Genomic DNA, 26,660 nt, shown 5'->3' with positions numbered 1-26,660 from the left:
AATGAGGGATGTCGGGCTGGAACTCTTCGACAGGAACTTCGAGCACGGCCGCCATCGCGGTGATGACGACCTCGCGGACGTCCGCGAGGTCCGGACCGCTCCGCACGGCCACCGTCTCCTCCACCGGCGATGCCGGCGATGCCGTCACCGTCCTGGGGGTGTCCTCCACGGGGACTTCGGCGGCCCGGGGCGGGCGGCTCGTTTCGGGGCCGTGCGCGTCGGCGGCAGGAGCAGGGCCTTCCTCGTGGGTCTCCGGTACCCAGTAGCGGTCTCGGGCGAAGGGATATCCGGGCAGGGAGACCCGCCGGGCGCCGCCGCGCGCCGACGGTTCGCCCGCCGCGTCCAGTCCGGAAGCCCAGAGACGGGCGAGCCTGTCCAGGTCGCCGGCCCGCCGGATCGTGGCGAGGAAGGCCGCGCCTTCCTCCCCGTCGAGGAGGTCCTCAAGCAGTCCCAGCTGTCCGTCCGCCGTGCCGCGGACGACCGACGCCGACGTCCTCCCCGCCGCGAACTCCGTCAGGGCGAGCGCCAGTTCCCGTACGTCGGTGGCGATCACGGCGAGGCGCTCGTTCTGGGGCTCCCGGCCGGTCCCGAGGGTGAAGGCGATATCGCGCAGTCCGCGGGATTCCCGGTCCGGCCGCTCCGGGGCCGGACCGGACGAGGCTGCCACCCGCTCCACCAGCTCCCGGACCTTCTGGTGGCCGGCCGGTGCGGGCGCGGCAGCGGCCTCCCCGAAGGCGGTGCGGAGGCGTTCGGCGAGCTCCGAGAGGGTGACCGTGTCGAAGCCCAGGCTCTCCAGGTCGTCGTCCGGATCGACGTGTTCCCCGGGCACACCCAGCACATCGGCCACGACGAGGCGCAGCTCCCTTTCGACGGCCGGAGCCCCCTGGAGCTCCGTCGCATCCTCGCGGCGACGCGGCAGTACCGCGTCGGACAGGCGTACCGCCAGTTCGCGCAGCTGGTCCTCGGTCCTGGCGGACAGGAGGACGAGTTCGGCATCACGAGCGCTGTCCGTGCCGGTCTCCGCAGCCGTGGTGGGTGACGGTACGTATTCCTGCAGGACGGCATGGGCGTTGGAGCCGCCCGCGCCGAAGGAGCTGACCGCCGCCAGGCGCGGCAGCTCCCGGCCCTCGCGGCTGAGCGCCGGCCAGGGTTCGTAGGCGCGCTGTACGTGGAAGGGGCCCTGCCCGAAGGCCACGTTCGGATTCAGTTTCTCGGCGTGCAGCGACGGCACCAGAGCCCGGTGCCTGAACTGCAACAGCACCTTGGTGATCGCCGCGACCCCGGCGGCCGACTCCAGATGCCCGATGTTCGACTTCACCGAACCGATGGGGCAGGCGGCCGAGACCTCGTCCCCCGTGCCCGTGAAGGCACGGCTCAGGCCCGCGATCTCGATGGGATCCCCGAGGGCTGTGCCGGTTCCGTGCGCCTCCACGTAGCCGATCTCCCCGGGCTCGACGCCCGCCCTGCGGAGCGCTTCACCGATCACCTGGGCCTGGGCGGCAGGTGTCGGCACGGTAAAGCCATTGCTGCGTCCACCGTGGTTGACGGCGGTTCCCCGGATCACCGCGTAGATGTGGTCGCCGTCGGCCTCGGCCCGGCTCAGCGGCTTCAGCAGCATGGCGCCCACGCCCTCGCCGGGCACGTACCCGTCTCCGCCCTCACCGAAGCTGCGGCAACGCCCGTCGGTCGAGGCGAACTTCGCCTGGCTCAACTGCAGATAGCGGTTGGGGTGGAGAATCGCGTTGACGCCGCCGACCAGGGCCTCGTCGCAGTCTCCGAGCCGGATGCCGGCACAGGCCATGTGCAGCGCGGTCAGCGAGGAGGAGCACATGGTGTCGAGTGCGATGCTGGGGCCGGTCAGACCGAGGGCGTACGACACACGGTTGGCGACGGCGGCCGACAGCGAGGCCGGGACGAAGCCCTGGCCCTGGAGTGCCGGATCGGCACCGTACAACTGGTACTGGGCGTACATGACGCCGACGTATACGCCGGTCTTCCGGCCGTTCGGTGCCGAGCGGGCGTGGCCGGCGTCCTCCAGTGCGTGCCAGGCGGCCTCGAGGAAGATCCGCTCCTGCGGATCCATCATCCGCGCCTCCCGGGGCGGGATGTTGAAGAAGAGCGGGTCGAAGCGGTCGACGTCCTTCAGGAACCCGCCCCACTTCGCATAGGCGGTACCCGGACGGTCCGCGTCCGGATCGAAGTACTTCGTGTGATCCCAGCGGGACCGCGGCACCTCGGTGACGCAGTCCCGGCCGTCGCGCAGGTTCTGCCAGAACTCCTCAAGGGTGTCGGCCATCGGGTAGCGCCCGCTGACTCCCACGATCGCGATCGGCTCCTCCCGCACCGCGGACGGCGTCGCGACGGCAGCGGGGGGCTGCTCAGGGGCTCGGTCCACGACGGCTGCCGCGGCGCTCGGTTCCGGTGCCGGGGCCGTGACGGCGCTCACGGCTGCTCGGGCGGGAGGCTGCCCGAAGTGCTCATCCACGACACGGGGGTGGCTCCGGGCAAGGTGCCGGCACAGATCGGCCAGACAACGGTGCTCGAAGAACAGCGTCTTGGACAGTTCCCCGAACATCTCCTCCAGGTCCCGGGTGACGTTCATGACCATGACGGACTCGAGCCCGTACCGCTCGAACGGCTTCCGGGGCTCCATTCTCTCCGGCGCCGTCTTCAGCTCGGCGGCCACCAGGCGGGTGAGGTGGTCCAGCAGTTTCCGCTGAGCCACCGGCGCGACGGAGCTCTCCAACTTCCCGTCCGTCTCCTGCTCGGGCTCCGACCGGGTCGCCTCGCCGGTACTGCCGGCCGGCCGGAGCGCGCGCAGGATCGTGGAACGGCGGCCGTGGAACACCGCTGTCCGGGTACGGGCCCGGCTGAGCGCCGCCGTGAAGACCCGCATGCCCGTGCCGACGGGCAGCGGAACCCAGCCGAGGTGCTCCTCGATCCACTGCTTGGCCTTCTCGTCCACGTCCATGCCGCCCGTCTCCCAGAGCGGCCAGGCGATGGAGACCGTGGCTCCTGAGCGGTCGCCGCTGCGACGGTGCTCCTCCCGCCAGTCGGCGAAACCGTCCAGGAAGGCGTTGGCGAACCCGTAGTCGCTCTGTCCCGCGACGCCGGTCACCCCGCTGGCCGAGGAGAAGAGGGCGAAGAAGTCGAGCGGCTCGTGCCGCGTCGCACGGTCGAGGTGGTGCGCCCCCCAGACCTTGGGCCGCAGCACCGCATCCGCGTCCGCCCGCGTCTTCCGGGCCACGAGTCCGTCGCGCAGCACGCCGGCGAGGTGGATGACACCGTCCAGCCGGCCGAAGCGGGTCCGGGCCTCGTCGACCAGCCGGCGCGCGCCGTCCTCGGTCGCACAGTCCGCGGCCACATAGCAGGGGCGGGCGCCGGCATCCTCCAGTTCACGGAGGAACGCGTTGGTGTCCGCAGTGGGCGCGGAGCGGCCGCTCAGCACCAGTCGGGCCTGGTGACGATGGGCCAGGTCCAGGGCGAGCCGACGGCCGAGTCCGCCGAGGGCGCCGGTCACCAGGTACACGCCGTTCGTGCGCAGATGTGGGCCGTCGACCGGGGCCGCGGCTCCCGGCGGGGCAGCCAGATCCTCGCCCTCCGTCAGCTGAAGGCGCCGACGCGTCCCCTCGGTGTCGTAACGGATCTCCTCACCGCCGGCCGCCGGGGCGGCGAGTTCGTCGACGAGGCGCCGAACGTCATCCGGACACAGGGGGGAACCGGTGGAAGTGCCGGGCAGGGTGAGCGTGCTGAACGCGTAGGAAGGATGCTCCGCCGCGACGGCCCTGCAGAATCCCGCCACCGCCCCGCGGGCCGGAGCTCCCGCCGGTACCAGGGAGACCAGTCGGAGGGACGCCCCGGGCGCCCGGACGGCCAGTGCGGTGGTCAGCGCCCGCAAGGCGTGAAAGCCGGTCTCCAGCTCCTCGGAGGTCACCGAGGTGTCCTTGTCGCCTGGTTCCGTCGGCCATGCGTGGACCACGGTGTCGACCGGAGGCTGTGCGGACGATGTCTCCGACAGTTCCTCCAGCAGCCTCGCGTAGTGCTCGCTGTCGCCCGCCACGACCTCGAAGCGGTTCTCACCGGACCTGCGGTACGCCTTTCCCGGGAGCACACGCACGATGCGCGTCGTCGGCAGGTACGCACCGGCGAGCGCATCGCCCAGCCCCTGATCGCCCGCCGTGTCGAACACCAGCACGGTCCCCGGGCGGCGTGCGGCCGGGGCCGGCAGCGGTTGCGGCTGCCAGGCCGGCCGGAGCGTCACGACGGACGACCTGGCGCCCTGCGAGGGGCGGACGACAAGCCCTTCGACTCGTGCGAGGACCTGGCCGCTGTCGTCCGCCAGTGCGAGGTCGAAAACCTCCGGGCGTCCCTGATCGTCCTTCGCACCCGGCCGCGGGCGGGCGTGAACCCAGCAGGCGTCGGGCAGTGGAGCGGGGCCGATCAGCACGCGCGACGCGGCGAAGGGCACCCGGGCCCGTCGGTCCGGAGCAGCCGCGTCGAACGCCACCAGGGTCTGGAACGCCCCGTCGAGGAGTGCCGGATGGAGCCGGTAGCCGTGCCGGTGCGCACCCCGTCGGCCGGTGTCCGCGAGCCTTACCCGGCCCAGTGCCTCTCCGGCTCCCGAGCGCACCGTCTCCAGCACCCGAAGGGCAGGTCCGTACGACAGGCCCTGCTCCTCGAAGCGCTGGTAGCAGGTGGGTCCGTCGAGCCCGGCGTCGCCATCCTTGGTCGCTGCCTCCAGGTCCAGGAAGCCGAGCCCGCCGTCGGCGGCCGCCCCGGGTCCCGCCTGGGCTGTCATGACGCGCCCGCGGACATGTACGGCTCCGCCGTCCGCTCCTGCTTCAGCGACGGTGAAGTCGGTCGTCGCGAGATCAGGGGCGCGCGGCGTCAGGCATACCTCGATGCGGTATTCGCCCTGCGGTGGCACTTCGACCGGGGAGTGCCACACGAGGTCAGCGAGTGTCAGATCTCTTCCCAGTCCCGATTCCTCGGCTGCCGCGAGGACCATCTCGACGATGGCGGCGGCCGGGAGGAGGGCACGGCCGTCCACCACGTGGTCGCGCACCAGAGGCGAGGCGAGCGTGAACGCGGTGATGAACCGCTGGCTGCCGAAGGTGGAGGCGTTACGGCCGAGGAGGGGGTGACGAGCAGCCGTGTCGGGGGTGGACGGTTCTCCGGCCGGTACGTCGTCAGTGAGGTCCGGCCAGTGCCGTTCGGGCAGGAAGGGGTACCCGGGCAGTCCGACCCTGGGTGGGGCGGGGGTGTCCAGGGCGCTCCAGTCGACCGTTTCGCCCCGTACCCAGCGGCGGGCCGACTCCTCGATGCCGTGGCTCCGGGCCGGGTCCGCTCCTGAGATGTTCCGGGCCGTGTCACGCGGGCCTTCCGCCGACCCGAGGAAGATGCCCTCGGAGGAGGCGCGGTCGGAGAAGTCCCGCAAGCGCCGACCGAGTTCGGAGGCGGTGGGGACCACGAGGGCGAGTCGGTGCTCGAAAGCCTCCCGTCCCTGCCGGAGCGTGTACGCCGCGCCGGCAAGCCAGGCAGCACCCTCTTCCACCGGATCGCCCGCGTACCGTCCGGCGTACTCGGCGAGCAGGCCCGCCAGGGCCCGCAGCCGCTCCTGGGTCGGGGCGGACAGCACGATCAGCTGCGGCCCCGGAGCGGGCCGGTGCGGCGTTCCGCGCTCGGCCGGCGGTTCCTCGACGATCAGATGCGCGTTGGCGCCCCCGGCTCCGAACGAGCTGATGCCGGCGATGCGCGGTGTGGCGCGGCCCTCGTCGTCCCGGGGCTCGTGCCATTCCTCCAGGGTTCGCTGAAGACGCAGTCCGGCGGCGTCGAAGTCGATGTGGGGGTTCGTGGTCTCCGCGTGCAGCGAGGGGACCAGACGGCGATGGCGGAGTTGGAGCACCACCTTGGCCAGACCGGCGATACCCGCCGCACCCTCCAGGTGCCCGATGTTGGACTTCACGGAGCCGATCGCGCAGGGTGCCTGGCCGTCGGCGCGCGGGCCGAGTGCCCGGGCCAGCGCCGCGATCTCGATGGGGTCGCCCAGCGAGGTACCGGTCCCGTGGGCTTCGACGAAGCCGATGTCGCGCGGTGCGATCCCGGCACGGTGGCAGGCCTCCACGATCAACCGGGCCTGTTCGTTCGGGTTGGGCACGGTGTAGCCGTTGGTCCTGCCGCCGTGGGCGACGGCGCTGCCCCGGATCACGGCGTGGATCCGGTCTCCGTCCGCGAGGGCGGCGTCCAGCCGTTTGAGGACGACCGCGCCGACTCCCTCGCCCGGAACGTAGCCGTCTCCCCCCTCTCCGAAGCTGCGGCAGCGTCCGTCGGTGGAGGCGTACCGGCCCTGGCTGAGGTCGATGTGCTTCGCGGGATGGATGGTCAGGTTGACCCCGCCCGCGACGGCGACCTTCACGGTCCCGCTGTTCAGCGCCTCGCAGGCCAGGTGGATGGCCGTGAGCGAGGAGGAGCACATGGTGTCGACGGCCATGCTGGGGCCGCGGAAGTCGAAGAAGTGGGAGATCCGGTTGGCGATGGACGCGTAGGAGGAACCGAGGTGCAGTGGGTTGCCGCGCGCGGCCTCCTCCGCCTGGAGCAGCTGGTACTGGGAGTACATGACGCCGGCGTAGACGCCGACGGCTTCTCCCGCGAGCTGGGCCCGGGTCAGACCGCCGTCCTCCAGTGCGTGCCAGACCTCTTGGAGGAGGAGCCGTTCCTGGGGGTCCATCCTCTCGGCCTCCCGCGGCGATATGCGGAAGAACTCGGCGTCGAACGTATCGACGCCGTCGAGGAAGCCACCCCACTTGGTGTAGCTCTTGCCGGGGGTTCCGGGGCGTGGATCGAAGTACTGCCGGTGGTCCCAACGGTCGGCCGGGATCTCGGTGACACCGTCCCTGCCGGCCTTGAGGTTCTCCCAGAAGACATCGAGATTCTCGGCCTGGGGGAATCGTGCGCTGAGTCCGACGACGGCCACGCGGGTGTCCGCCGAGCGTGGGGCGGAGGGAGCAGCGGCCGGAGCCGACTCCGTTCGGGATGTCCGCTCGCCGTCCGGGGCGTGCCGGGGGCCGGGATCCGCACCCTCCGGCAGGAGACGGTCGACGGCGTCGGCGTGTTGCCCGACGAGGAAGTCCGCCAGGGCGCCGATCTTCTGATGCTCGAAGAGCAGGGTCGCCGGCAGCGGTCCGAAGTGTTCCTCCAGCGCACGCACCACGTTCAGCGCCATCACCGAGTCGAAGCCGTAGCGGTCCAGTGACTCGTCGGCGTCGATGGTGTCCACGGGTATCTGCGCCTCGGACGCGATGACCCCGCACAGCCATCGGGCCAGGTCTTCGGCCCGGTCGTTCGCGCTCTCCGGCCGGCGACCCGCATCGTTCGTACGGAGCAGGCGTGCTGCCTCCTCCACACCGACGGCGCCGGACCGGATCCTGCTGAGGAGGGCCTTGCGACCCGTCGCGTCATTCTGCACAGAAAGCCTCCAGGGCCGATTCGGCCGTACGTTCGTCGATCTCGCCGTCCCGGAACCTGCGGAGCAGGTCTTCGAGGGCATCCTCGGAAGGCACAGCGGTACGAACGTCGGGCAGCTTGATCGTCAGTCGTTCCAGGGAGAGGAGCACTCGGCCCTCGTCGTCGAGGAGCTGGATGTCGAAGGTGTGGACGGATCCGGACGCGGGCGTGCCGGGGTGGGTGGCCGCCCGGACCATGACCGACGGCGGCAGTGTGCCCGTGCGGACCAGCGCGCCGAGCGCGACGGGAAGCAGGGGCCGCCCCGGTCCCATGGCACGGATGGAGGGCATCGCGGCGAGGACCTGCAGTGCGCCGTCCACCAGCGTCGGGTGCAGGTCGTACGCGGACCCGCTGGCCGCGAGCTGCTCGGGAAGCCGGAGGCGTCCCAGCACCAGATCCTCTCCCACCCGCAGGTCACGGACGCAGGCCAGCGCGGGGCCGTGTTCGAGTCCCATGCCGGCCAGGAAACGGTAGTGCTCGGCGACCGGTAGGGACCGGGGGCACGCGTGTCGCAAGGCGTCGAGGTCCATCCTCCGCTCACCGCCCCCGGAGTCCCCCGGTTCGACGGTTCCCCTCGCGTGCAGGGTCTCGGCCGAGCGGATCTCGAAGTGCGCGGCGCTCCCGTCGGGTTCCAGATGGACCGTGATCCGGACGGGTCCACCGTCGATCACGAGGGGGCGCAGCCACTGGAGGCGCGTGACCGTATCCGCCCGCAGGCCGGCCTGTCGGGCGGCCCGGAGCGCGAGTTCGGGGTAGAGCACCCCCGGCAGTGTCGGGTTGCCCTGCACCCGGTGATCGGTCACGTAGAACTCGGCGCCGGTCAGTTCCGCGGCCATGACGACGGGCACCGCGCCGGCCGGGCTGACGCGCTTCAGCTCCGGGGCGTCGTCCGTGGCCGCGGCGTAGACCGTGTCGCGTTCCGTGTACCAGTACCGGTGGCGGTCGAAGGGATAGGTGGGCATCGGGATTCTGCGGACGGTGTCCCCTGCCCACAGGGACCGCCAGTCCACGTCCTCTCCGGCCAGGTAGCGCGCGGCGGCCGCGGACAGGGCCGGGTCGGCGCTCGCCAACGCCCCACCCGTCGTGCCGTCGATGGTCTCGCGAAGCCGGGCCCTCAGCTCGTCCCGGTCACGTACGACGAAGACGGCGCGCTCCCGGAAGTGGTCGCGGTGCAGTTGGAGGGTGCCGGCGATCTCGGTGAGGGACGCGCTCGCTCCGTCCCGTTCGAGCCAGTCGGCGAGCCGCGCCACGCGCGCCGCGAGCGCCTGCGGGGTCTGGGCCGACAGGGGTACGGCGAACGTGTGACGGTCGGTCGGGACTGTCCCGCGGACAGGTGGCGGCTCTTCGAGCACGAGGTGGGCGTTGGTGCCGCTGAATCCGAAGCTGCTGACCGCAGCCCGTCGGGGCAGTCCGTCCCGGGAGGTCCACGGACGCAGTTCGGTGTTGACGTAGAACGGTGTGTCGGCGAAGTCGATGAGCTGGTTGGGCTGCTCGAAGTTCACCGACGGTGGTATCTGCCCGTGGCGGAAGGAGAGCAGAACCTTGATGATCCCGGCGATGCCGGCCGCCGCGGCGGTGTGACCGATGTTCGTCTTGACCGATCCGATCGGGCAGAACGACTTGTGGTCGGTGTAGTGGCCGAAGGCATTGCTGAGCGCCTCGATCTCGATGGGGTCGCCCAGGCGGGTCCCCGTGCCGTGGGCTTCCACGTAGCTGATGGACTCCGGGCTGATTCCGGCGCGCTCGTACGCGGCGATCTCCACGGCCGTCTGCGCGGCGCCGCTCGGCGCGGTGATGCCGTTGGTCCTGCCGTCCTGGTTGATCGCCGAGCCCTTGATCACCCCGTGGATGTGGTCGCCGTCACGCAGGGCCGCGTCCAGGGGTTTGAGGATGAGGGCGCCGACGCCCTCGCCCGGTCCGAAACCGTCCGCCGTGTCGTCGAAGGTCTTGCAGACCCCGTCGGGCGAGAGCATGGTGCCGTTGCTGGCGACGATGAAGTAGTCCGGCGCCAGGGTCAGGAACACCCCGCCGACGACGGCTGTCTCGCACTCACCGGCGAGCAGGCTCTGACAGGCGAGGTGCACGGCCACGAGCGACGAGGAGCACGCGGTGTTCACGGCCAGGCTGGGCCCCTTGAGGTTGAGGAAGTAGGAGATCCTCGCGGCCAGTACCGATGCCTCGTTGCCCCAGAACGACTGGGCCTCCTTGAGGACGTCCGCCTTGTTCATCCGGGTGAGGTATTCACTCGGCCCGACGCCGACGAAGACTCCGCAGGGACGCCCGTTCAACGCGCCCGCGGGGTAGCCGGCGTCCTCCAGCGCCTTCCAGGCCTGCTCCAGGAAGAGTCGCTGCTGGGGGTCTGTCTGGGCGGCTTCCTTCCCCGACATGTTGAAGAAGGGCGCGTCGAACGCGTCGATGTCGTCGAGGAAGGCGCCGCGCGAGCAGTACGTGGCGTCCAGCCGCGTCGGGTCGGAGTCGTGGAAACGCTCGTGGGACCAGCGGTCCGCGGGAACGTCGCCCGCCGAGCACACGCCCTCGGCGAGGTTCGTCCACAGTTCGCCGAGGTCCTCGGCGCCGGCGTACCGGCCGGACATGCCGATCACCGCGATGTCGGCGGTAGCAGCCGCCTTTCCGCGGCCGGTCCCGGGCCGTTCGTCGCTCCGGGGAACGAGGACCGCCCGCTCCCCGGCGGCGGCCGATTCGTCCGGGTCCGGCACGGTGACCACGACGCGGCCGACGGTACCGCGGTCGCCCTTGAGCGCGTACGCCTCGGTCACCCGGTCGAACGGGATGACGTGCGCGGTGAACGGGCGGATCGTTCCGGACTCCAGTCGCGTCGCCATCGCCTCGAGACAGGGGACCCGCCGCTCGGGATGGTTCAGGAAGTACTTCTTGGTGTTGAAGCTGTGGAAGCTCTGGTTCTCCACCATCCGCGACAGGTCCAGACCGCCGGACGCCTGGAGTCCGAAGACCGCGATCTCCACGTACCGGCCGTCCGGGGCGAGCAGGTTCAGTCCTTCCTGCGTCGCCCCGTTCCCGAGGGTGTTGATGACCACGTCGACGCCGCGGCCCTCCGTCCGGCGGAGTACCTCCTCGACGACGTCGTGGGCCAGGTGGTCGATCGGATCGGGGATCCCCATCGCGATGAGGTGGTCGACCTTGTGCCGGGAACCCGCCGTGGCGATGATCTCGGCGCCGGCCAGCTGGGCCAGTTGCACGGCCATCAGCCCGTTGGTCCCGGTGGCCGCTCTGATCAGCACACGCTCCCCGGGCCGCACCGCGGCCCGTTCGAAGGCCAGCGACATGGCCAGGAAGGCCACGGGCATCCCGCACGCCTCCTCGTGCGTGAGGTTGGCCGGCTTGCGCACCACGAACGTCTCGTCGGTGAGGACGACGGACGCCTGCCCGCCCATCTCGGGGCGGGTGAGCGCGATCACCTCGTCACCGGGCTTCACCCTGTGCACACCGGCTCCCACCCGGCGGACGACGCCGGAAACCTCCACACCGGGCGTGAAGGGGAAGTCGGGCATCATCGGATAGAGGCCCTGGGCCGCCAGGAAGTCCGAGAAGTTGACCGGGAACGCCTTGACCTGAACCTCGACCTCGCCCGGCCCTGGTGCCACCGGGTTCATCGGCACGACGACCAGATCGGCCGGGCTGCCCGGCCGCTCGAAGCGCACCGCGCGGAAGCCGGCAGGGCCGGCCGCCGGCCGGGGGGCCGGCGGGGCGACCGATGCCGCAGCCGCGGACACCGGATCCGGAGCCGTCACCGGTTCCCTCGTGGGCGCCGGCGCGGTCGCCGTCTCCTGTGGGCGGACTTCTTCGGTCTTGGGTCGCAGACGTCCCTCGACCGCGCTTGCGTACCGCTCGATCACGAAGGCGGCCAGATCTCCCACGGTCGGGTGGTCGAAGATCGCGATCGTCTTGAGGACGATCCCGAGCTCCTCGTTGATCCGGTTGATCAGTTCGACGCCCACAATGGAGTCCACGCCGTACGACGACAGAGGCCGGTCGGGCTCCAGTTCGTCGGCGGGCATGTCCAAGGTCTCGGCGGTGAACGCGGTGATCAACTCCGCTACGCGGGCAGCGAGATCGGTTACGGCCGGCATCGCGGCGGGGTCGGCCCGCAGAGCGTGACCGGCGGCGGACGCCGAACCGGAGGAGGCGTGCTCCGGAGGTCCGGCCGGCTCCGTGAACCGGGTCGTGGCGGAGGGCGCCGCCGTCACGACGCGCTGCGACAGCTCGCCGGGCGCATCCGCTTCTCCGTGCACGTCCACTTCCGTGAACCCGGTGAATTCGAGCCGACGCCGCCACATCTCGGTGTCGAGCAGCGGGGATGACGGCAGACGCCGGGAGGCGTCCGTGTACGCCCACCAGCCGTCCAGAAGACCGAAGGTGACCGTGTGGAAGGCGAGTGCCCGGGTCACCTCGGTGAGGAGCAGCCGCCCGGACGGCGCCAGCAGGGTGCGTGTCCGCTGGAGCGCCCCGTCGAGATCGGCCACCGCGTGGAGCACGTTGGCCGCGATCACCACGTCGTACCTGTCCTGCCCGTAGCCCTGTGCCTGGAGCGGTCGTCCGACGTCGAGCGGACGGAAGGACATCCGCACGTCGTGTCGCCCGGCCCACTTCCGTTCGGCTTCGTGCAGGAAGCGTGCGGAGACGTCGGTGTAGTCGTAGTCGGCCTCGATCCCGGCATCGCGCAACGCTGTCAGTACCTCGGCCGTGGTGGCCCCGGTACCTGCTCCGATCTCCAGGATGCGGGGGCGTTGGCCCGGAGCGGTGTCGCGGACGTGGCGCACGACGTGCTCGGCCAGGAGCCGGTTGCAGTGGTCGACGAGCCGCGCGCCCCGGTAGACGGAGGCCACCCGCTCGGTGGAGCCTGCGGGGAAGACCACCTCGGTCGGTGAGACCGCTCCGGTGAGCACCTGCGGGAGTCCGTCGAGACAGACGCGTACCAGCTCGATGCGGGAGCCGAGGTCCGGGTGGGCGTACCGCAGTTCGGCCGCGCGTTCCTCCCCGGTCCGGCCGTCCTCCGTAGTGCTGACGCGCTCCGTGGCGCGGATCCGGTCTCCGTCCAGCTCGGCGTATCCGCCTCGGGCCAGTACCTCGACCAGACCGTCGACGAGACGCAGGTGCCGGGGCTGTGCTCCCAGCGCGCGGGCGGGCCGGGTGAGTTCGTGTTCCTGTCCGGGCTGCTGGAGCAGGCCGGCCTCCCGCATCAGACCGCACACTTCACGGGCGATGAAGTCCTCGAGTGCTTGTTCCTCGGCGAGGTGGTCCGCTGATCCGGTCATCGGGGCGGCGGGCCGGCCGGCCGCGGCGACGGCGACCGGCGTGGCGGTGCGTACACCGATACTCCGCAGGACGTGCTCGTCGGCGTCGAGTGCGACGACCTGCCGTCGGCCCGATGCGAGGACACGCTCCATCACGGCCATGCCGTCGGCCGGCTCGATGGGACGGTAGCCGCGGGAGCGCAGCTCCTCCCGGTAGCGCGGGGAAGCCACGGCGCCGACCGCCCCCCAGACGCCCCAGTTGATGACCTGGACGGGGTAGCCGGCCCGGCCGGCGAGGGCCCGGGCCGAGGCGTCCTGGGCGGTGGAGGCCGCAGCGTAGTTGCCTTGCCCCATGGCACCGGTGAAGGACTGTACGGAGGACAGGAAGAGCAGGAAGTCGAGGGGTGTGTCCGCGAACAGCTCGCCGAGGACCTCGCTGCCCCGGACCTTCGGCGCGCAGACGGCGCGGTACGCCTCGGTGTCCATGCGCTCGATGGTCGAGTCACGCAGCACCATCGCCGCGTGGAAGACGCCGTGCAGTCCGCCGAAGCGCGCCTCGGCCGTTTCGACGGCCCGCCTCATGGCGGTGAGGTCCGTGGCATCGGCCCGGACATAGTGTGCGTCACCGCCCAGTTCGGCGATCTGGGCGACGACCTCGTCCGTCTTCGGTCCCGGTGCGCTGCGGCCGACGAGCACCAGGCGGGCCGCGGCGGACTTCGCCAGGTGCTGGGCCAGGGTCCGGCCGATGCCTCCCGTCCCACCGACGATGAGGTAGGTGCCGCCCTGCCGGTAGACAGGCTGTGCGGGCGCGGTGAGCGGCAGCGGTCGCAGGCGTTTCACGAACCGGCGTCCGGCGCGGAGGGCCACTTCCTCGCCGTCGCGATGCGCCGGTTCTGCGAGCAGGGCATCCACCGTGCGGTCCTGCCCGGCCGTCCGAGCCGGGCCGGAGGCCGGTGTCCCGATGTCGACGCAACGGACGCCCAGGTGCGGGTACTCCTTGGCCAGGGTCTTGCACAGCCCCACGAGGCCGGCTGCCCGCGGGTTGCCGGCCCGGCTGCCGTCCACGTCGTGCACGTCGCTGGTGACGACCCGGAGCGAGTGCAGCGTCGATGTCCGGTCGGTGTCCGAGAGTGCCTTGAAAAGGCGGAAGAAGACCTCGGCCGGGTCTGCGGAGACGCCGGGTTCCCGAGCGCCCGCGGATTCCCGCCGCGTCTCGCGCACGCCGCCGAGGAACCAGACGTGGCGGATGTTCCCCATCCGTTCCAACAGGTCGCGCAAGGCGACGTCGTCAGTGGCGTCGACTTCCCACGCCCGCTCGGACAGGGCACGGGTGGGTGTGCCGGGGGCGCCCAGCCGAATGCGCCGGCTCTCGCCCGCGGAACCCCGGGAGCTCAGGGCGTGGTCGAGGTCGAAGCAGTGCGGCGGGTGCACGACGAGCGTCCCGCCGTCCGAAGGCGGGGACGAGGAGAGGGAGGTCTCGTCCGGCAGCGGCTGTTCGGTCCAGTAGGGCTCGTGGAGGAGGCGGGCGAGCTGCTGCTCGTCGCTCGTCGGCATGGTGGGCCCGGATCCCCCCTCACGCACGGTCACCCCGCGCAGTTCGGCGCGAATCCGGTGAGCACCGTCCAGAACGGTCACGTCGTACTGGCCGTCCTGGGCGCGGCGCACATGGATGTGCCCGGAGTCCGGCAGCGGCTCCCCCAGGTCGGCCGATTCGAGGGCGAAGGGCAGCCTGGTCGTTCCCTTCCCCGCCCGGCCGGTGAAGTCGAACGTGCTCACGGCCTGCAGGGCCGCGTCCAGAACCGTGGGGTGGAAGGCCTGGTCCTCCGGGGCTGCCCCCGCGTACCGGGTCGTGAAGGCTCCGAGGACGTCGTTCTCGCCGACATGGACTTCGCGCAGGCCGCGGAAGAGCGCTCCGTAGTCCAGCCCCAGGGCACGGAACCGCTCGTAGACATCGTCGTGATCGAGCGTGCGGCCGCAACGTCGCCGGATCGCCGACACGTCGACCGTCGCCCGGCCGGCGGACAGGTTGTCGTTCGGCAGTTCTTCCCAGGTGCCCCGGGAGTGGGTCACGGACGTGCCGCTGTCATCGACGGCAAGGAGTTCGTAGGTGATGCGCCCGTCCTTCTCCCGGAGCCTCACCTCCACCTCGGCGCGGCTCTCCGGCTCGACGACGAGCGGCCGGATCCATACGGCCTGGGAGAGCTTGTACCTGCCGTTGCGACGTGAGGCCAGCGCCGTGTGGGCGAGCCCGATGTGCGCGACGCCGGGGAGCACCATGCGGCCGTGGATACGGTGCTCGGCCACCAGGCGGTCCGTGGCTTCCAGCCGGGTCCGGACGGTCCAGGTGCGCTCGCGGTCCTCCGAGCCCGGTACCCAGTACCGCGTACGGGCGAAGGGGTAGGTGGGGAGCGAAAGGCGAAGGGGGCGCTCGTCCCGGTACAGCCGTTCCCATGCGACGCTCGCGCCCGTGGTCCACTGCTCTGCCGTCGACCGCGGGTCGGCCTCGTCCGGGTGGAGGGACGCGGGGCCGGATGGCTTCGCCGCGGCGCTGTGCCACACGTTCCTGCCCGGCGTCCCACCCCGTGCGAAGGCGTCCAGGCGCTGGGCCAGGACGTCGGCGTCGTCGCACACCACCGCGAGGCGGTGCTCCATGGCGTCGCGTCCGAGCTGGAGTGTGTACGCGAGGTCGAGGAGCCGGCCCGGCCCGGTGGCCGAGGGCAGGCCGGCGACCACGGACCTGATCGAGTGCCCGGCCAGTGACGCACCGTCCACCGGCGAGTGCCGGTCGGCGGCCCATTCGCGCAGGGTGTCGAGGGAGACCGGGCTCAGACCGAGGTCGCCCAGTGGCTCCTCGACGGGTACGTCGCCGGGGTGGACGCCCAGTGCGTCCGCGACGACGGCGACGAGTTCGGACTCGATCGCCCCCGGGTCGGTGCCGTCCGGGGCACCCCGGTCTCCCGCCCGGACCGCCATGGCCATCCGCGCCGCGTACTCCCTCAGCTGTTCGTCGGTGCGCGCGGACAGCACGAACACGTGCTCTCCACGGTCGTTACGGGAAGCGGGGACGGCGGCCGGGCGGTGGTCGAGGTACTCCTCCAGCAGGACGTGCCCGTTCGTTCCGCCGAACCCGAAGGAACTCACGCCGGCACGGCGGGGAAGTTCCCGCCCGTCGGGGCCGGTCCGCCGGGGCCAGTGCTCGGTCGTGCCGGGAATCCGGAGCGGACTTCCTTCCAACTGGATGTGCGGGTTCAGCTCCTTGATGTGGGGGCTGCCGGGCAGCTTGCCGTGTTTCATGGCGAGAACGGCCTTCACGATGCCGGCGACGCCCGCTGCGGCCTCAAGATGGCCGATGACCGGTTTGACGGACCCGATCGCGGTGGTGGGTTCGGTGAGTCGCGGCAGACCGGCACGGTCGCGCAGTTCCCGGAAGGCCTTCTTCAGGCCGTTGATCTCGATCGGGTCGCCGAGGGCCGTACCGGTGCCGTGGATCTCCATGTAGCCGACGGTCTCCGGATCGACACCGGCTTCTTCGAAGGCATCGACGATCAAGGACGACTGGGCGTTCGGATTGGGGGTCGTGAGCGTGTTGACGCGGCCACCGTGGTTGACGGAGCTGCCTCGGATGACGGCGTGGACGTGATCGCCGTCCCGGAGCGCCGCGGACAGCGGCTTGAGCAGCAGGGCGGCGACCCCCTCACCGCGGACGTAGCCGTTGGCCGACGCGTCGAAGGTCTTGCAGCGCCCGTCCGGGCTGAGCATGCCCGCTCGTGAGAAGGAGACGTAGATCGTGGGCGAGAGCAGCAGGTTCACTCCGCCGACCAGGGCCGCGTCACAGCTGCCGGCCTGGAGGGATTCGACGGCGGTCCGCAGGGCGACGAGGGAACTGGAGCACGCCGTGTCGATGGGGAAACTGGGGCCCCGCAGATCGAGCAGGTAGGAGACGCGGTTGGCCAGGATCGCGTGGAACAGTCCGGTCGTCGTGTACGCCTCGGTGGGCACTCCGGCTTCCCGGAGCAGGTCGTAGTACTCGTGTGTGGCCACGCCGACGAACAGCCCGGTACGGGTCCGGTCGGAGGAGAGGTCCGAGGGCCGGTATCCGGCTTCTTCGACGGCACGGTAGGCGGTCTGCAGGAACAGCCGTTGCTGCGGATCCATCAGTTGTGCTTCGCGGGGCGATATGCCGAAGAAGCGGGCGTCGAAGGTGGCGACGTCCTGCAGGAAGCCGCCCCACTTGCTGACGGTCTTGTTGCTTCCCTGTCCCGAGGGGTCGTAGAAGTCCCGCCAGTCCCAGCGGTCGGCCGGGATCTCGGAGATCAGGTCGTCGCCGTTCTCGATGTGCTGCCAGTACGCGTCGAGGGAGGCACTGCCGGGCATCTCGGCGTGCATCCCGACGATGGCGATGGGGCCGGGGCCCGCGGGCTCCCCCGCCGGTACGGCCGGGGTCGCCGGCTTCTCCGCCACGGCGGCCGCGGTCCGCGCAGTGGCGGGCCGGGTGTCCGCGGTCTCTACGGCGTCCTGCGGCCCGTTGGCCGGTCCGGTCGGCGCGGGCGGCTGGATCCGGGTCGCGATCTCCTCCGCGAACGCCTCCAGGAGATGGCCGGCGAGCTCGTCGACGGTGGTGTACTCGAAGAACGTGGCCGGGGTGATGTCGACCCCGAGGCACTCGTTGAGCCGGTTGGCGAGCCGGTTGAAGGTGAGCGAGTCGAAACCGTAGTCGCCGATCGAGACCCGCGGGTCGACCCGTGCCGGGTCGAGCTTCACCAGGGTGGCCACCTCGTCGGTCAGTGCCGCGCACAGAGCTGTTCGCAGCCGCGGGGCCGTATCGTCCACCGGTTCCTGCCTCTCTTCCTCCGGGGAAGCGGCCCGCTGCGGCGGAACGCTACCCCTGACCTCCGTGCGGTCGACATCCATGGGGACGGTGGTGCCGGCCGCCCCGGCCCCGAGCTGTTCGGCGACCTTCGCCCCGTCTCCTGCCACGAACAGGACCTGGCCGGGAGGGCCTTCCAGGACGGCGTCCAGGGCGGAAAGCGCCGTCTTTGTCCGGAGCGGGAGCAGCCCGAGGTTCACCCTCAGCCACGTCTGCACCTCCGCGTCGACGCCCATCCCTCCGTCCTGCCACAGCGGCCAGTTCAACGAGGTGGTGTGCCCGCTGCGGGCGCCTCGTCGGCACTGCTCCTCCCGCCAGTGGGCGAAGGCGTCCAGGAAGCTGTTGGCGTAGGCGTATCCGGCCTGGCCCGAGCTGCCGAGCGGCGCCGCGACGGACGAGAACAGACAGAAGACGTCCAGCGGCCGATCGCGGGTCGCGGCATCCAGATGGACGGCGCCCAGGAGTTTCGGGGACAGCACCTCCTGGATGCGGTCCAGATCCTGGCTGACCAGGAAGGCGTCCCGCAGCACCCCGGCGCAGTGGAAGACTCCGTGCAGCTCGCCGAAGGCCGATTCCGCCGCGTGGACCACGGCGGCGGCTTCCTCGGCGCGTGAGAGGTCCGCCTGCACGTATCGGGCCTCGCCGCCCTCGGCGGCGACCCGTGCCAGGAGCGCGTCGATCCGCTCGTCGCGGGGAGAGCGTCCGGCCAGCACCAGACGAGCGCCGTGGCGGGCGGCGAGTCCGCACGCCACGTGCGCACCGATACCGCCCGCACCGCCGCTGATCACATAGACGCCTCGTCGGCGAAGGCGGGTGCTCCTGTCCGGTGCCGGCACGTTGTGCGTGGCCCAGGTCCTGACGGCTCGCAGGCCGTCCCGGTGGCGCACCTCCGCGTTCGCCGAAGACCGGTCGTACAGTTCGGCCGCCAGCGTCCGGGCGGCACCGCCGCCCTCCGCGAGGGCGGTCAGGTCATGGGCCGGCAGTTCGACCAGCGAGGTGGAAAAGCGGGTGCTCTCCCGGGAGAGGGTGCGCAGGAATCCGCCCAGGGCGGCGTACCCGGGCTGTCCCGTCCCGTTCCCGGGGAACGCGCACACCACATGGATCCGGCTGTGGTCACCGGATGTGAGAAGCGCGTGGACCAGGTGGAACAGCGGCCGCAGACCGTCGTCGAGTTGTGCCTCGACATCGTCGGGTCCGCCCTGGAAGTCCGACGCCGGCCAGGTGGAGAGGATGTCGAGGCGTGTCTCGCTTCCCCGGCCCAGCATTCCCCGGTCGATCAGTACGCGCACCAGGTCCCGGAAGTCCCCGGCCTCCGAGGTGCGCAGGGTGATCTCGTGGCCCCGGCCTTCCTGGGCCGGGGCGTGGAAACCGGTTCCCGGGGTGACCACGACGGGTGTACCCGCACCGTCGGGGAACGCGGACACGGCCGCGGCGAGCGCGTGTCCCGCCTCGGTGGTCGGGGCGAGCACCAGGGTGGCCGTGGCGGGTTGCCGGCCGTCCGCCGGACCAGCGGTCAGGACCGGCCGCGGCGTCCAGGCCGGGCGGAAGAAGGCTCCTGTCGGCACCGGGGCGGGCTGCTCGTCCGGCGCCGTCCGCCAGGGCCGCAGCCAGAAGTCGCGAACGGTCAGGAGAACGCGCCCCTGTTCGTCACAGAGCCGCACCTCGATCTTCTTGCCGGCCTCGGTCCAGGAGCGGACGACGACGTGGGCGAATCCGCGGCGCGGGGTGGCTCGGGTGGCGTCGACGCTTCCTATCGTGAAGGGGAGGTGGAGCCTGCCGCGCCCCTCGCGCCGTTCGATCAGCCACAACGACGCCTGAAGCGCGGAGTCGAGCATCGAGGGATGCAGCACGAACCCGTCGGATCCGTCCTGCGCGGCTTCGGGAAGCCGGATCTCCGAGAGCGCCTCGTCCTGGTTCCACCACAGCCGTCGTACGCCCTGATAGGCGTCCCCCAGTTGCAGGCCGAGCCGGTGGACGAGCGCGTAGAACTCCTCCGCCCCCGCCCGGTCGCCACAGCGGGCACGAATACCGTCGATGTCGACGGTCTGGTCGGCTGTGCCCGGATCGGCCGTACCCGTGTCCGCCCGGCCTCGCCCGTGCACGAGGCGTGCGCCATCGCCGTCGACGCTGTACACCTCGTAGGCCCAGCCTCCGGACGCCGGTTCCAGACCGAGGTGGAAGCGCTGGGGCGCCGGCACCGTCATGGCCTCGGACCAGACGTTGTTCCGAAGCCGTACGGCGGGACTGCCCGCAAGGTGGGCGGCCGCTCTGACCATCTCGAGGTAGCCCACGGCGGGGAAGATCGGTACGCCGTCGACCTGGTGGTCCTTCAGGAAGAACTCGTGCCCGGTGAAGTCGACGAACGTGCCCTGGGCATCCTCCGTGACTCCGCTGATGAGCGGGTGGGAGTCCGCCTGGCCCGATCGGCGTTCGATCGCCTGCTCTTCCTCTTCTCCCTGCTTCTGCTCCAGCCAGTAGCGCTCAGGGGCGAACGGATATGCGGGCAGCTCCACATGGGCCAGGGGCGTGGGGTACAGCTGTGCCCAGGGGACGTCGGCGCCGGCCACCCAGCTCGCGGCCAGCCGGCCGAGGTCACGGGTGCGCAGAGCGCCCGGCACCGCCTCGTGTGCCGCCTGCCGGGCTCCGGGTGTGCGGTCGGTCGTCCAGCATCCGGCGGCCGGCGGGCGGCCCGCGGCCACCGCCTCCAGGCGCTGCACGAGTTCCCCCAGATCCGATGCGAGCAGCGCCACGCGTTCGGGCAGCGGCTGCCGCCGGACCTGCAACTGGTGGGCGACCTCGGACAGCAGCAGGTCACTCTTCCCGGCGGCGACGGCCTGCGCCAGGTTGGCGCAGTGCTCGCGGAGCCGTTCGTGGTCCTTGGCGGACACGACGATCAGGTGCTCTCCGTCCGGGGCGCCGCGCGCCGCCCGGGGTCCGTCGTACTCCTCGACGATCACGTGTGCGTTCGATCCTCCCGCTCCGAAGGAGCTGATCCCGGCACGGCGGGGCAGCTCCTGACCGTCCGGACCGCTCTTCCGGGTCCAGCGGGCGGCCGCTCGCTGGACCCGGAAGGGTGTGGTGCCCAGGTCGAATCGAGGGTTCTCCCGTTCCGCGTGGAGCGAGGGAACGAGAGTCCCGTGTCGCAGTTGCAGGAGAACCTTGGTCAGACCGGCGATGCCGGCGGCGGCCTCCAGATGGCCGATGTTGGTCTTGACCGATCCGACGGAACATCCGTCGTCCTCTGACAGGGCACTCCTCGGCACGCCCTCGAAGGCCTCGGTCAGCCCAGCGATCTCGATGGGGTCACCGAGTGCCGTTCCGGTGCCGTGTGCCTCGATGTAGCCGATCGTCCCGGGGCCGACGCCCGCGTCGTCGAGTGCGCGGCGGACGAGTTCCGCCTGGGCGCGCGGGTTCGGCACCGTGAATCCGTTGGTGCGGCCACCGTGGTTGACCGAGGTCCCCCTGATCAGACCGAGGACACGGTCCCCGTCCGCCACCGCCCGCCGGAGTGGCTTCAGGACGAGCGCGCCCGCGCCTTCTCCGGGTACGAACCCGTCGGCTCCCTCTCCGAAGGTGTGGCACCGCCCGGTCTGCGACAGCATCTGCATCTGGGAGAGCCAGCGGTACTTGCTGGGGTGCAGGTAGAGGTTGACACCACCGACGAGGGCGAGGTCGGACTCGCCTCGGGAGAGGCTCTCGCAGGCCAGATGGACCGCGTGCAGCGAGGACGCGCAGGCCGTGTCGACGGGCATGCTGGGACCGTGCAGGTCGAGCCAGTAGGAGATCCTGTTGGCGACCGACCACTGGGTGGAGGTGGGGATGTCAGTGCTTCCCTCGCGCCACTCGTCGGGGCCCCACAGCAGATAGGTCTGCGTGGTGACGCCCGCGAACACCCCGACCCGGCGTTGCGCGGGGTCGTCCGGGTCACCGAGCCGGTACGGGGGATACCCGGCGTCCTCGAACGCCTCCCAGGCGACCTCCAGGAAGATCCTCTCCTGGGGGTCCATCAGTTCTGCCTCGCGCGGCGAGATGTTGAAGAACAGCGGGTCGAACCGTGTGACGTCGTCGAGGAAGCCACCTGAGGTGTGGGAGATGTCGCTGTCGCCGGCCGCGTCGGCAGCAAGACGCCACAACGCGCGACGTGACGGCGGAAGTTCCGTGACGCAGTCCCGGCCGGCGGCCAGGTTCTCCCAGAACGTGTCGACGTCCGGAGCCATCGGATACCGGCCGGACATGCCGATGACGGCGATCGGGTCGCGCTCCGGGGCGGGGAGGGCGCTGCGGTCGGACGCGGAAACCCGCGCGGAGGGCGCAGGCCCGCCGGGTGCGGGATGGACCTCATCCGCCTCATCCCGCGGCTGCGCGCCTTCGGCGAACCAGGCGGCCAGTTCGTCCGGCCGGTGCGCGGCCACCCGCTCCGCGGCCTGCCTCAGGGTGCGGCATTCGAACAGCAGCGTCTGTGGGACAGCGCCCAGATCCTGTTCGATGCGGGCGTTGAACTGGCTGATGCGGATCGAGTCGATGCCGTACTCGTCGAACCCCGTACGCGGGTCCACCTGGTCCGGTTCGACCCCGAGCAGTTCGGCGAAGACCCCCGCGAGGTAGTGGACGGCCTGCTGGACAGGATCGTTCACGGCAGCAGCGGTCGCGCCGCGCCTCCTGTCCGTCGCTGGGGCGGGCGTCGGCTCCGGAGCCCGCTGCTGCTCCGCCAGGAGCCAGGTACTGCCCTGCTGCGTCCCGTGGACGAAGACTCGGTGTCCGGGCGGGCCGGCGAGGAGCGTGTCGAGCGCTTCGAGGCCCTCGCGGCTCGGCAGCGGGAACACGCCGCGGTCCTGCCGGAAGACGCTGCTCCCGGAGTCGGCCACCGTCATGCCACCGGATTCCCACAAGGGCCAGCCGATGGCCAGGGTGCGGCCGGACCTCTGCCCGTCCCCGCGGAGGCGCTCCCGCTCGGCCGTGTAGGCGTCGAGGTAGGCGTTGGCCGCGGCGTAGTCGGTCTGCCCGGCGTTGCCCGACACCGCGACCACGGAGGAGAACAGGACGAAGAAGTCCAGCGGATCGTCCCGGGTGGCCCGGTCGAGGTTGACGGCGCCGAGGATCTTCGGAGTCAGCACCGCCCGGACGTCGTCGAGGGTCTTGTTGACGAGCAGTCCGTCACGGAGCACGCCCGCGGCGTGGATGACCCCGTCGATCCGCCCGTGCCTTTCCCGGACGACGGCTGTGACGGCCTCGGCCTGCTCGGGATCGCGCAGGTCCGCGGTGAGGTACTCGGCCCGGGGGTCGTCCCCGCCGGGCAGCGCGGTCATGGCGTCGGTGCGCGCCGACGGGAGCTCGGACCGGCCGACCAGGACCACCCGGACCCGCGGGGTACGCAGCAGGTGCTCGGTGATCAGCCGGCCGAGTCCACCGGCTCCGCCGCTGATGACGTACACGCCGCCGGGCCGGATGCCGGTGTACGGGTCCGCGCCTGTGCCGCGGCGCGCGTCCCACTCCTTCTCGGTGTACCGCTCCGCATGGCGGGTGCCGTCGAAGTAGAGGACGGATTCTGCTGCGTCCGTCGCCCCGAACTCCTCCGTTGCACGCCGCCAGGCGGACGGGTCGGTCGGCCGGGTGTCCACGGTGACGGCGCGGAGCAGCACCCTGGCCGTCTCCCTGCGAAGGCTCCGGGCCAGGCCGGCGATGGCCGCGGTCTCGGACTCCGCGGTCGCCGCGTATCCGGTCCGGAGTGGTTCACCCGCGGCGACGCCCGGCCGCAGGCAGACGATTTCCGTGTGACCGCTTTCCTGGAGGGACGCGATGGTCTTCGACAGGAGGAACGCGCTGTACACCGTCTCGGTGAGCCGTTCGTCGAGCGGCGCGTCCGCCCGCGGCGCCAAGAGATGGATGATGCGGCGGGGCAGGCGGCCGTCGGCTCGGAGCGTGGAGAACAGCCTGCGCCAATCGCCCTCTTCCGTGGCACGCACTGTCCAGGTGCCGGTGCCGTCGTCCTCGTACCGCTCTCCCAGACGGATCCAGCAGAGCTCATCGGCCGGCAGGGCGCTCTGTACGAGGTCGCGCAGTTCGTCGTGGAGCCTCGCGGGGAGGGCCACCGTGAGCGGCCCGCTCACGGTGCGCCCCCCGTCCGGCAGGGAAACGGCCTCGATCTGCCGGGACAGTTCCCGGAGCGTCACGGCTCGATCCGGGCCGGCCGCTGTGGGAGTGCCCGAGGCGGCGAGGGCGGGCCGAGGGGCGGGGTGCCGCTCCAGCCGGTGCTCGCTCCGGACGAACTCCGTCGTGGGCAGAGGCAGCAGCCTGCCCCGGGCCCCTGTTGCCGTGCGGCGCCAGTCGAGGGGAACGCCACGCAGCCAGAGGTTCAGCAGCGGTCCGGCGAGCACGTCGGCGAGGTCATCGTCCCCGTCGACGACGACGTCCGCCGAGAGGGGCAGACCGGCTCCGACGGAGAGAACGGCCTCCTGCGGGCGGTGCGTCCCGGAGGCGGTCGCGGTGGCGGAGGCCCATGCGCACACGTCGTCGGAGTCGACGCTCGTCCCGGTGCGGGACCGCAGCAGGGGAACGCCTTCGTCGTCCGGCAGCAGCTTCGTACGCTGCCGGGCCCGCTCTGCTGTCTCGGCAAGCTCCGAGTCGTCCCCCAGGACGAGGGCGATGGCGTCCTGCCGGGTCAGGACGCCATGGGACAGCAGATCCAGAAGATCCCGTACCGGGGCGCTGTCGACCTCGCGTTCGTGGACCATGTCCCACTTCTTGTGCAGGAGGTCGAGGGCGTTCTCGGCGGCCAGCACGCGCAGCGTGCGGCCCGGGTCGGAAGGGTCGGCGGCCGCGGTGTGCCAGGCGTCACCGCCCGTGGGCAACCCGGGGCCTGTCCCCTGCCGCTCTGCCAGGAGGTGGTCCCATTCCTTGATGTGGCCGCGGAAGGTGTGCTGGTCGTCAGCGAGGCGACGGGCGCGGTCGTGCACGCGCGCGGACTCCTCGTCGCTCACGCGCAGGTCGGCCCGGAGGCCCGTCAGATAGTCCGTGTCGAGCCGGTAGGGGTGCAGGACCTGGCCGTTCACCGGTTCGGTGAAGGGAATGCGCGGGGCACGGAGCGGAACGGCGGTGCTGGGCCCGGCACCCTGGGCGAGCGCGGCGGCGACCGGAACGTCCAGGGCGTCGACGGCCGCGAGCGCGGCCCAGACACCGGGGCCGTACGCGGTGACCGACTCCGGGGCGAACCCCGCGTGCAGCAGAGCGCGGACGGTCAGGTAGGTGAAAACGACCTCGTCGCCCGGCCCGCCGCTGCCCTGGCGCAGGTCCCGCAAGGCCTTCGCACCCTCGGGCGACTGCTTGCGCAGGCCGGTGACGGCTTCCGTGTAGAGCGGGGAGGCCAGAAGCTCCCGCAGTTGTCGACGGGAGGGGACGGCGAGCAGGCCCACACGCAGCAGCCAGGAACGGTCCGTCACGGCTTCTTGGGGTGGTGCGGCCGCATCGACCAGGGCGGTGATGTCCCCGGCGTCGGAGACGAGGCCTCCGACGCGGTACGGAAAGTGCTCACGCCCCACGGAAAGCGTCCGGCAGACATCGGCGGCCGGTTCTGACGTCCATCCGTGCTGCCCGGGCTCCTCGCGCCAGCGGTCGAGAAGCCGTTCCAGGGCCTCGGGACTGCGGGCCGACAGCATGAACGGGTGGCGTCCGGTGCCCGCGCGGCGACTGCCACCGGCCCGTGCGGGCTCCTTGGCGCCGGCCCGGGCGCCGGCGAACTCCTCCACGAGGACGTGTGCGTTCACGCCGCCCATGCCGAAGGAGCTGACACCGGCGCGAAGGAGTTCGTCCTCCTCGTGCGGTGACCAGGCGGAGCTTTCCCGTGCCACCTGGAAGGGGCTTTTGTCGAATCGGATCAGCGGGTTGAGTTCGCGGATGCCGATGCTCGGAGGGATCGTCCGCGCGCGCATCATCATCAGGACCTTGATCAGCCCGGCGATCCCCGCCGCGGCCTCCAGGTGCCCGATGTTGGGCTTCACCGACCCGATGCGGCACCAGCCGGTGTTCTCCGACGCCGCCGCGTACACGCCCCGCAGCGCCTCCACCTCGATCGGGTCGCCCAGCGAGGTGCCGGTTCCGTGCGCCTCCACGTACGTGACGGTCCGCGGGTCCCAGCCGGCACGGGTGAGCGCGGTCGAGACGACGTCGCGCTGGGATGCGAGGCTGGGAGCGGTGATGGTGTCGCGACGGCCGACGTGGTTGACGGCGCTTCCGGCCAGGACCCCGTAGATGTGGTTGCCCTCGCGCACGGCGTCTTCCAGGCGGCGCAGGAGCACCATCGCGACGCCGTCTCCCGGCACGTATCCGTCCGCGTCCTGGGAGAAGGTCTTGCACCGGCCCTCGGGGCTGAGCATCCGTGCCTTGGAGAACGAGATGTACTTCCAGGGGTGGAGGTTCAGGCTGACGCCGCCGGCCAGAACGTAATCGGCCTCTCCGGTGCGCAGTGCCTGTGAACCGGCGTGTACGGCCACGAGCGATGAGGCGCAGGCGGCATCGATGGAGATGCTGGCACCCCGCAGGCCGAAGAAGTGGGAGACACGGTTCGCCAGCAGGCAGTCGTAGCCTCCCAGTCCCGAGTGGCTCTCCACCGGTGCGCCGTCCTTGGCGGCCTCCTGGAGGTGGTCCCGCGCCATCACTCCGACGTACACGGAGGTACGGGCGTGACTCAGGTCGGCCATGGGGATGCCGGCGTCCTCGACACAGTGCCAGGTCTCCTCCAGCAGCAGACGCTGCTGGGGGTCCATGAGCGCCGCGTCCTTCGGCGGAACTCGGAAGAAGGCATGGTCGAAGGCGTAGGGGCGGTCGATGAGGCCGCACCACTTGCTGACGGAGGTGTGGGGGACGGAGATGTCGGGTGAGTAGTGGCGTCCGATGTCCCAGCGGTCGGGGGGCACCTCGCCGACTGAGCAGACTCCCGCGTGGAGATTGGACCAGTAGGCGTTCTGGTCCTCCGCGCCGGGGAGCCGGCAGCCGATGCCGACGACTGCTATGCGACCCGTCAT

Annotated in this window: 2 protein-coding genes (1 of these 2 running past the window's edge); both read right to left on the bottom strand. The window is 71.4% G+C overall.

Annotation, left to right across the window (positions count from 1 at the left end; translation table 11 throughout):
- Window positions 1–7,465: the 5' portion of an SDR family NAD(P)-dependent oxidoreductase gene (locus tag CR470_RS01150; protein ID WP_179892078.1), read on the bottom strand. 5,789 nt of this gene lie to the left of the window's left edge; the window shows 7,465 of its 13,254 coding nt (coding positions 1–7,465); it begins with the start codon at window positions 7,463–7,465; its stop codon lies beyond the left edge, outside the window.
- The gene (locus CR470_RS01145) at window positions 7,455–26,660 is read right to left on the bottom strand and encodes an SDR family NAD(P)-dependent oxidoreductase (RefSeq protein WP_179892077.1); all 19,206 of its coding nucleotides are present in this window, start codon (window positions 26,658–26,660) and stop codon (window positions 7,455–7,457) included. Before CR470_RS01145 ends, CR470_RS01150 begins: the two co-directional genes overlap by 11 nt.

It is taken from the genome of Streptomyces sp. rh34 (assembly GCF_002551245.1).
Classification (GTDB): Bacteria; Actinomycetota; Actinomycetes; order Streptomycetales; family Streptomycetaceae; genus Streptomyces.
Note: the sequence above shows the minus strand (reverse complement) of the source record. Positions and strands in the feature narration are given on the sequence as shown.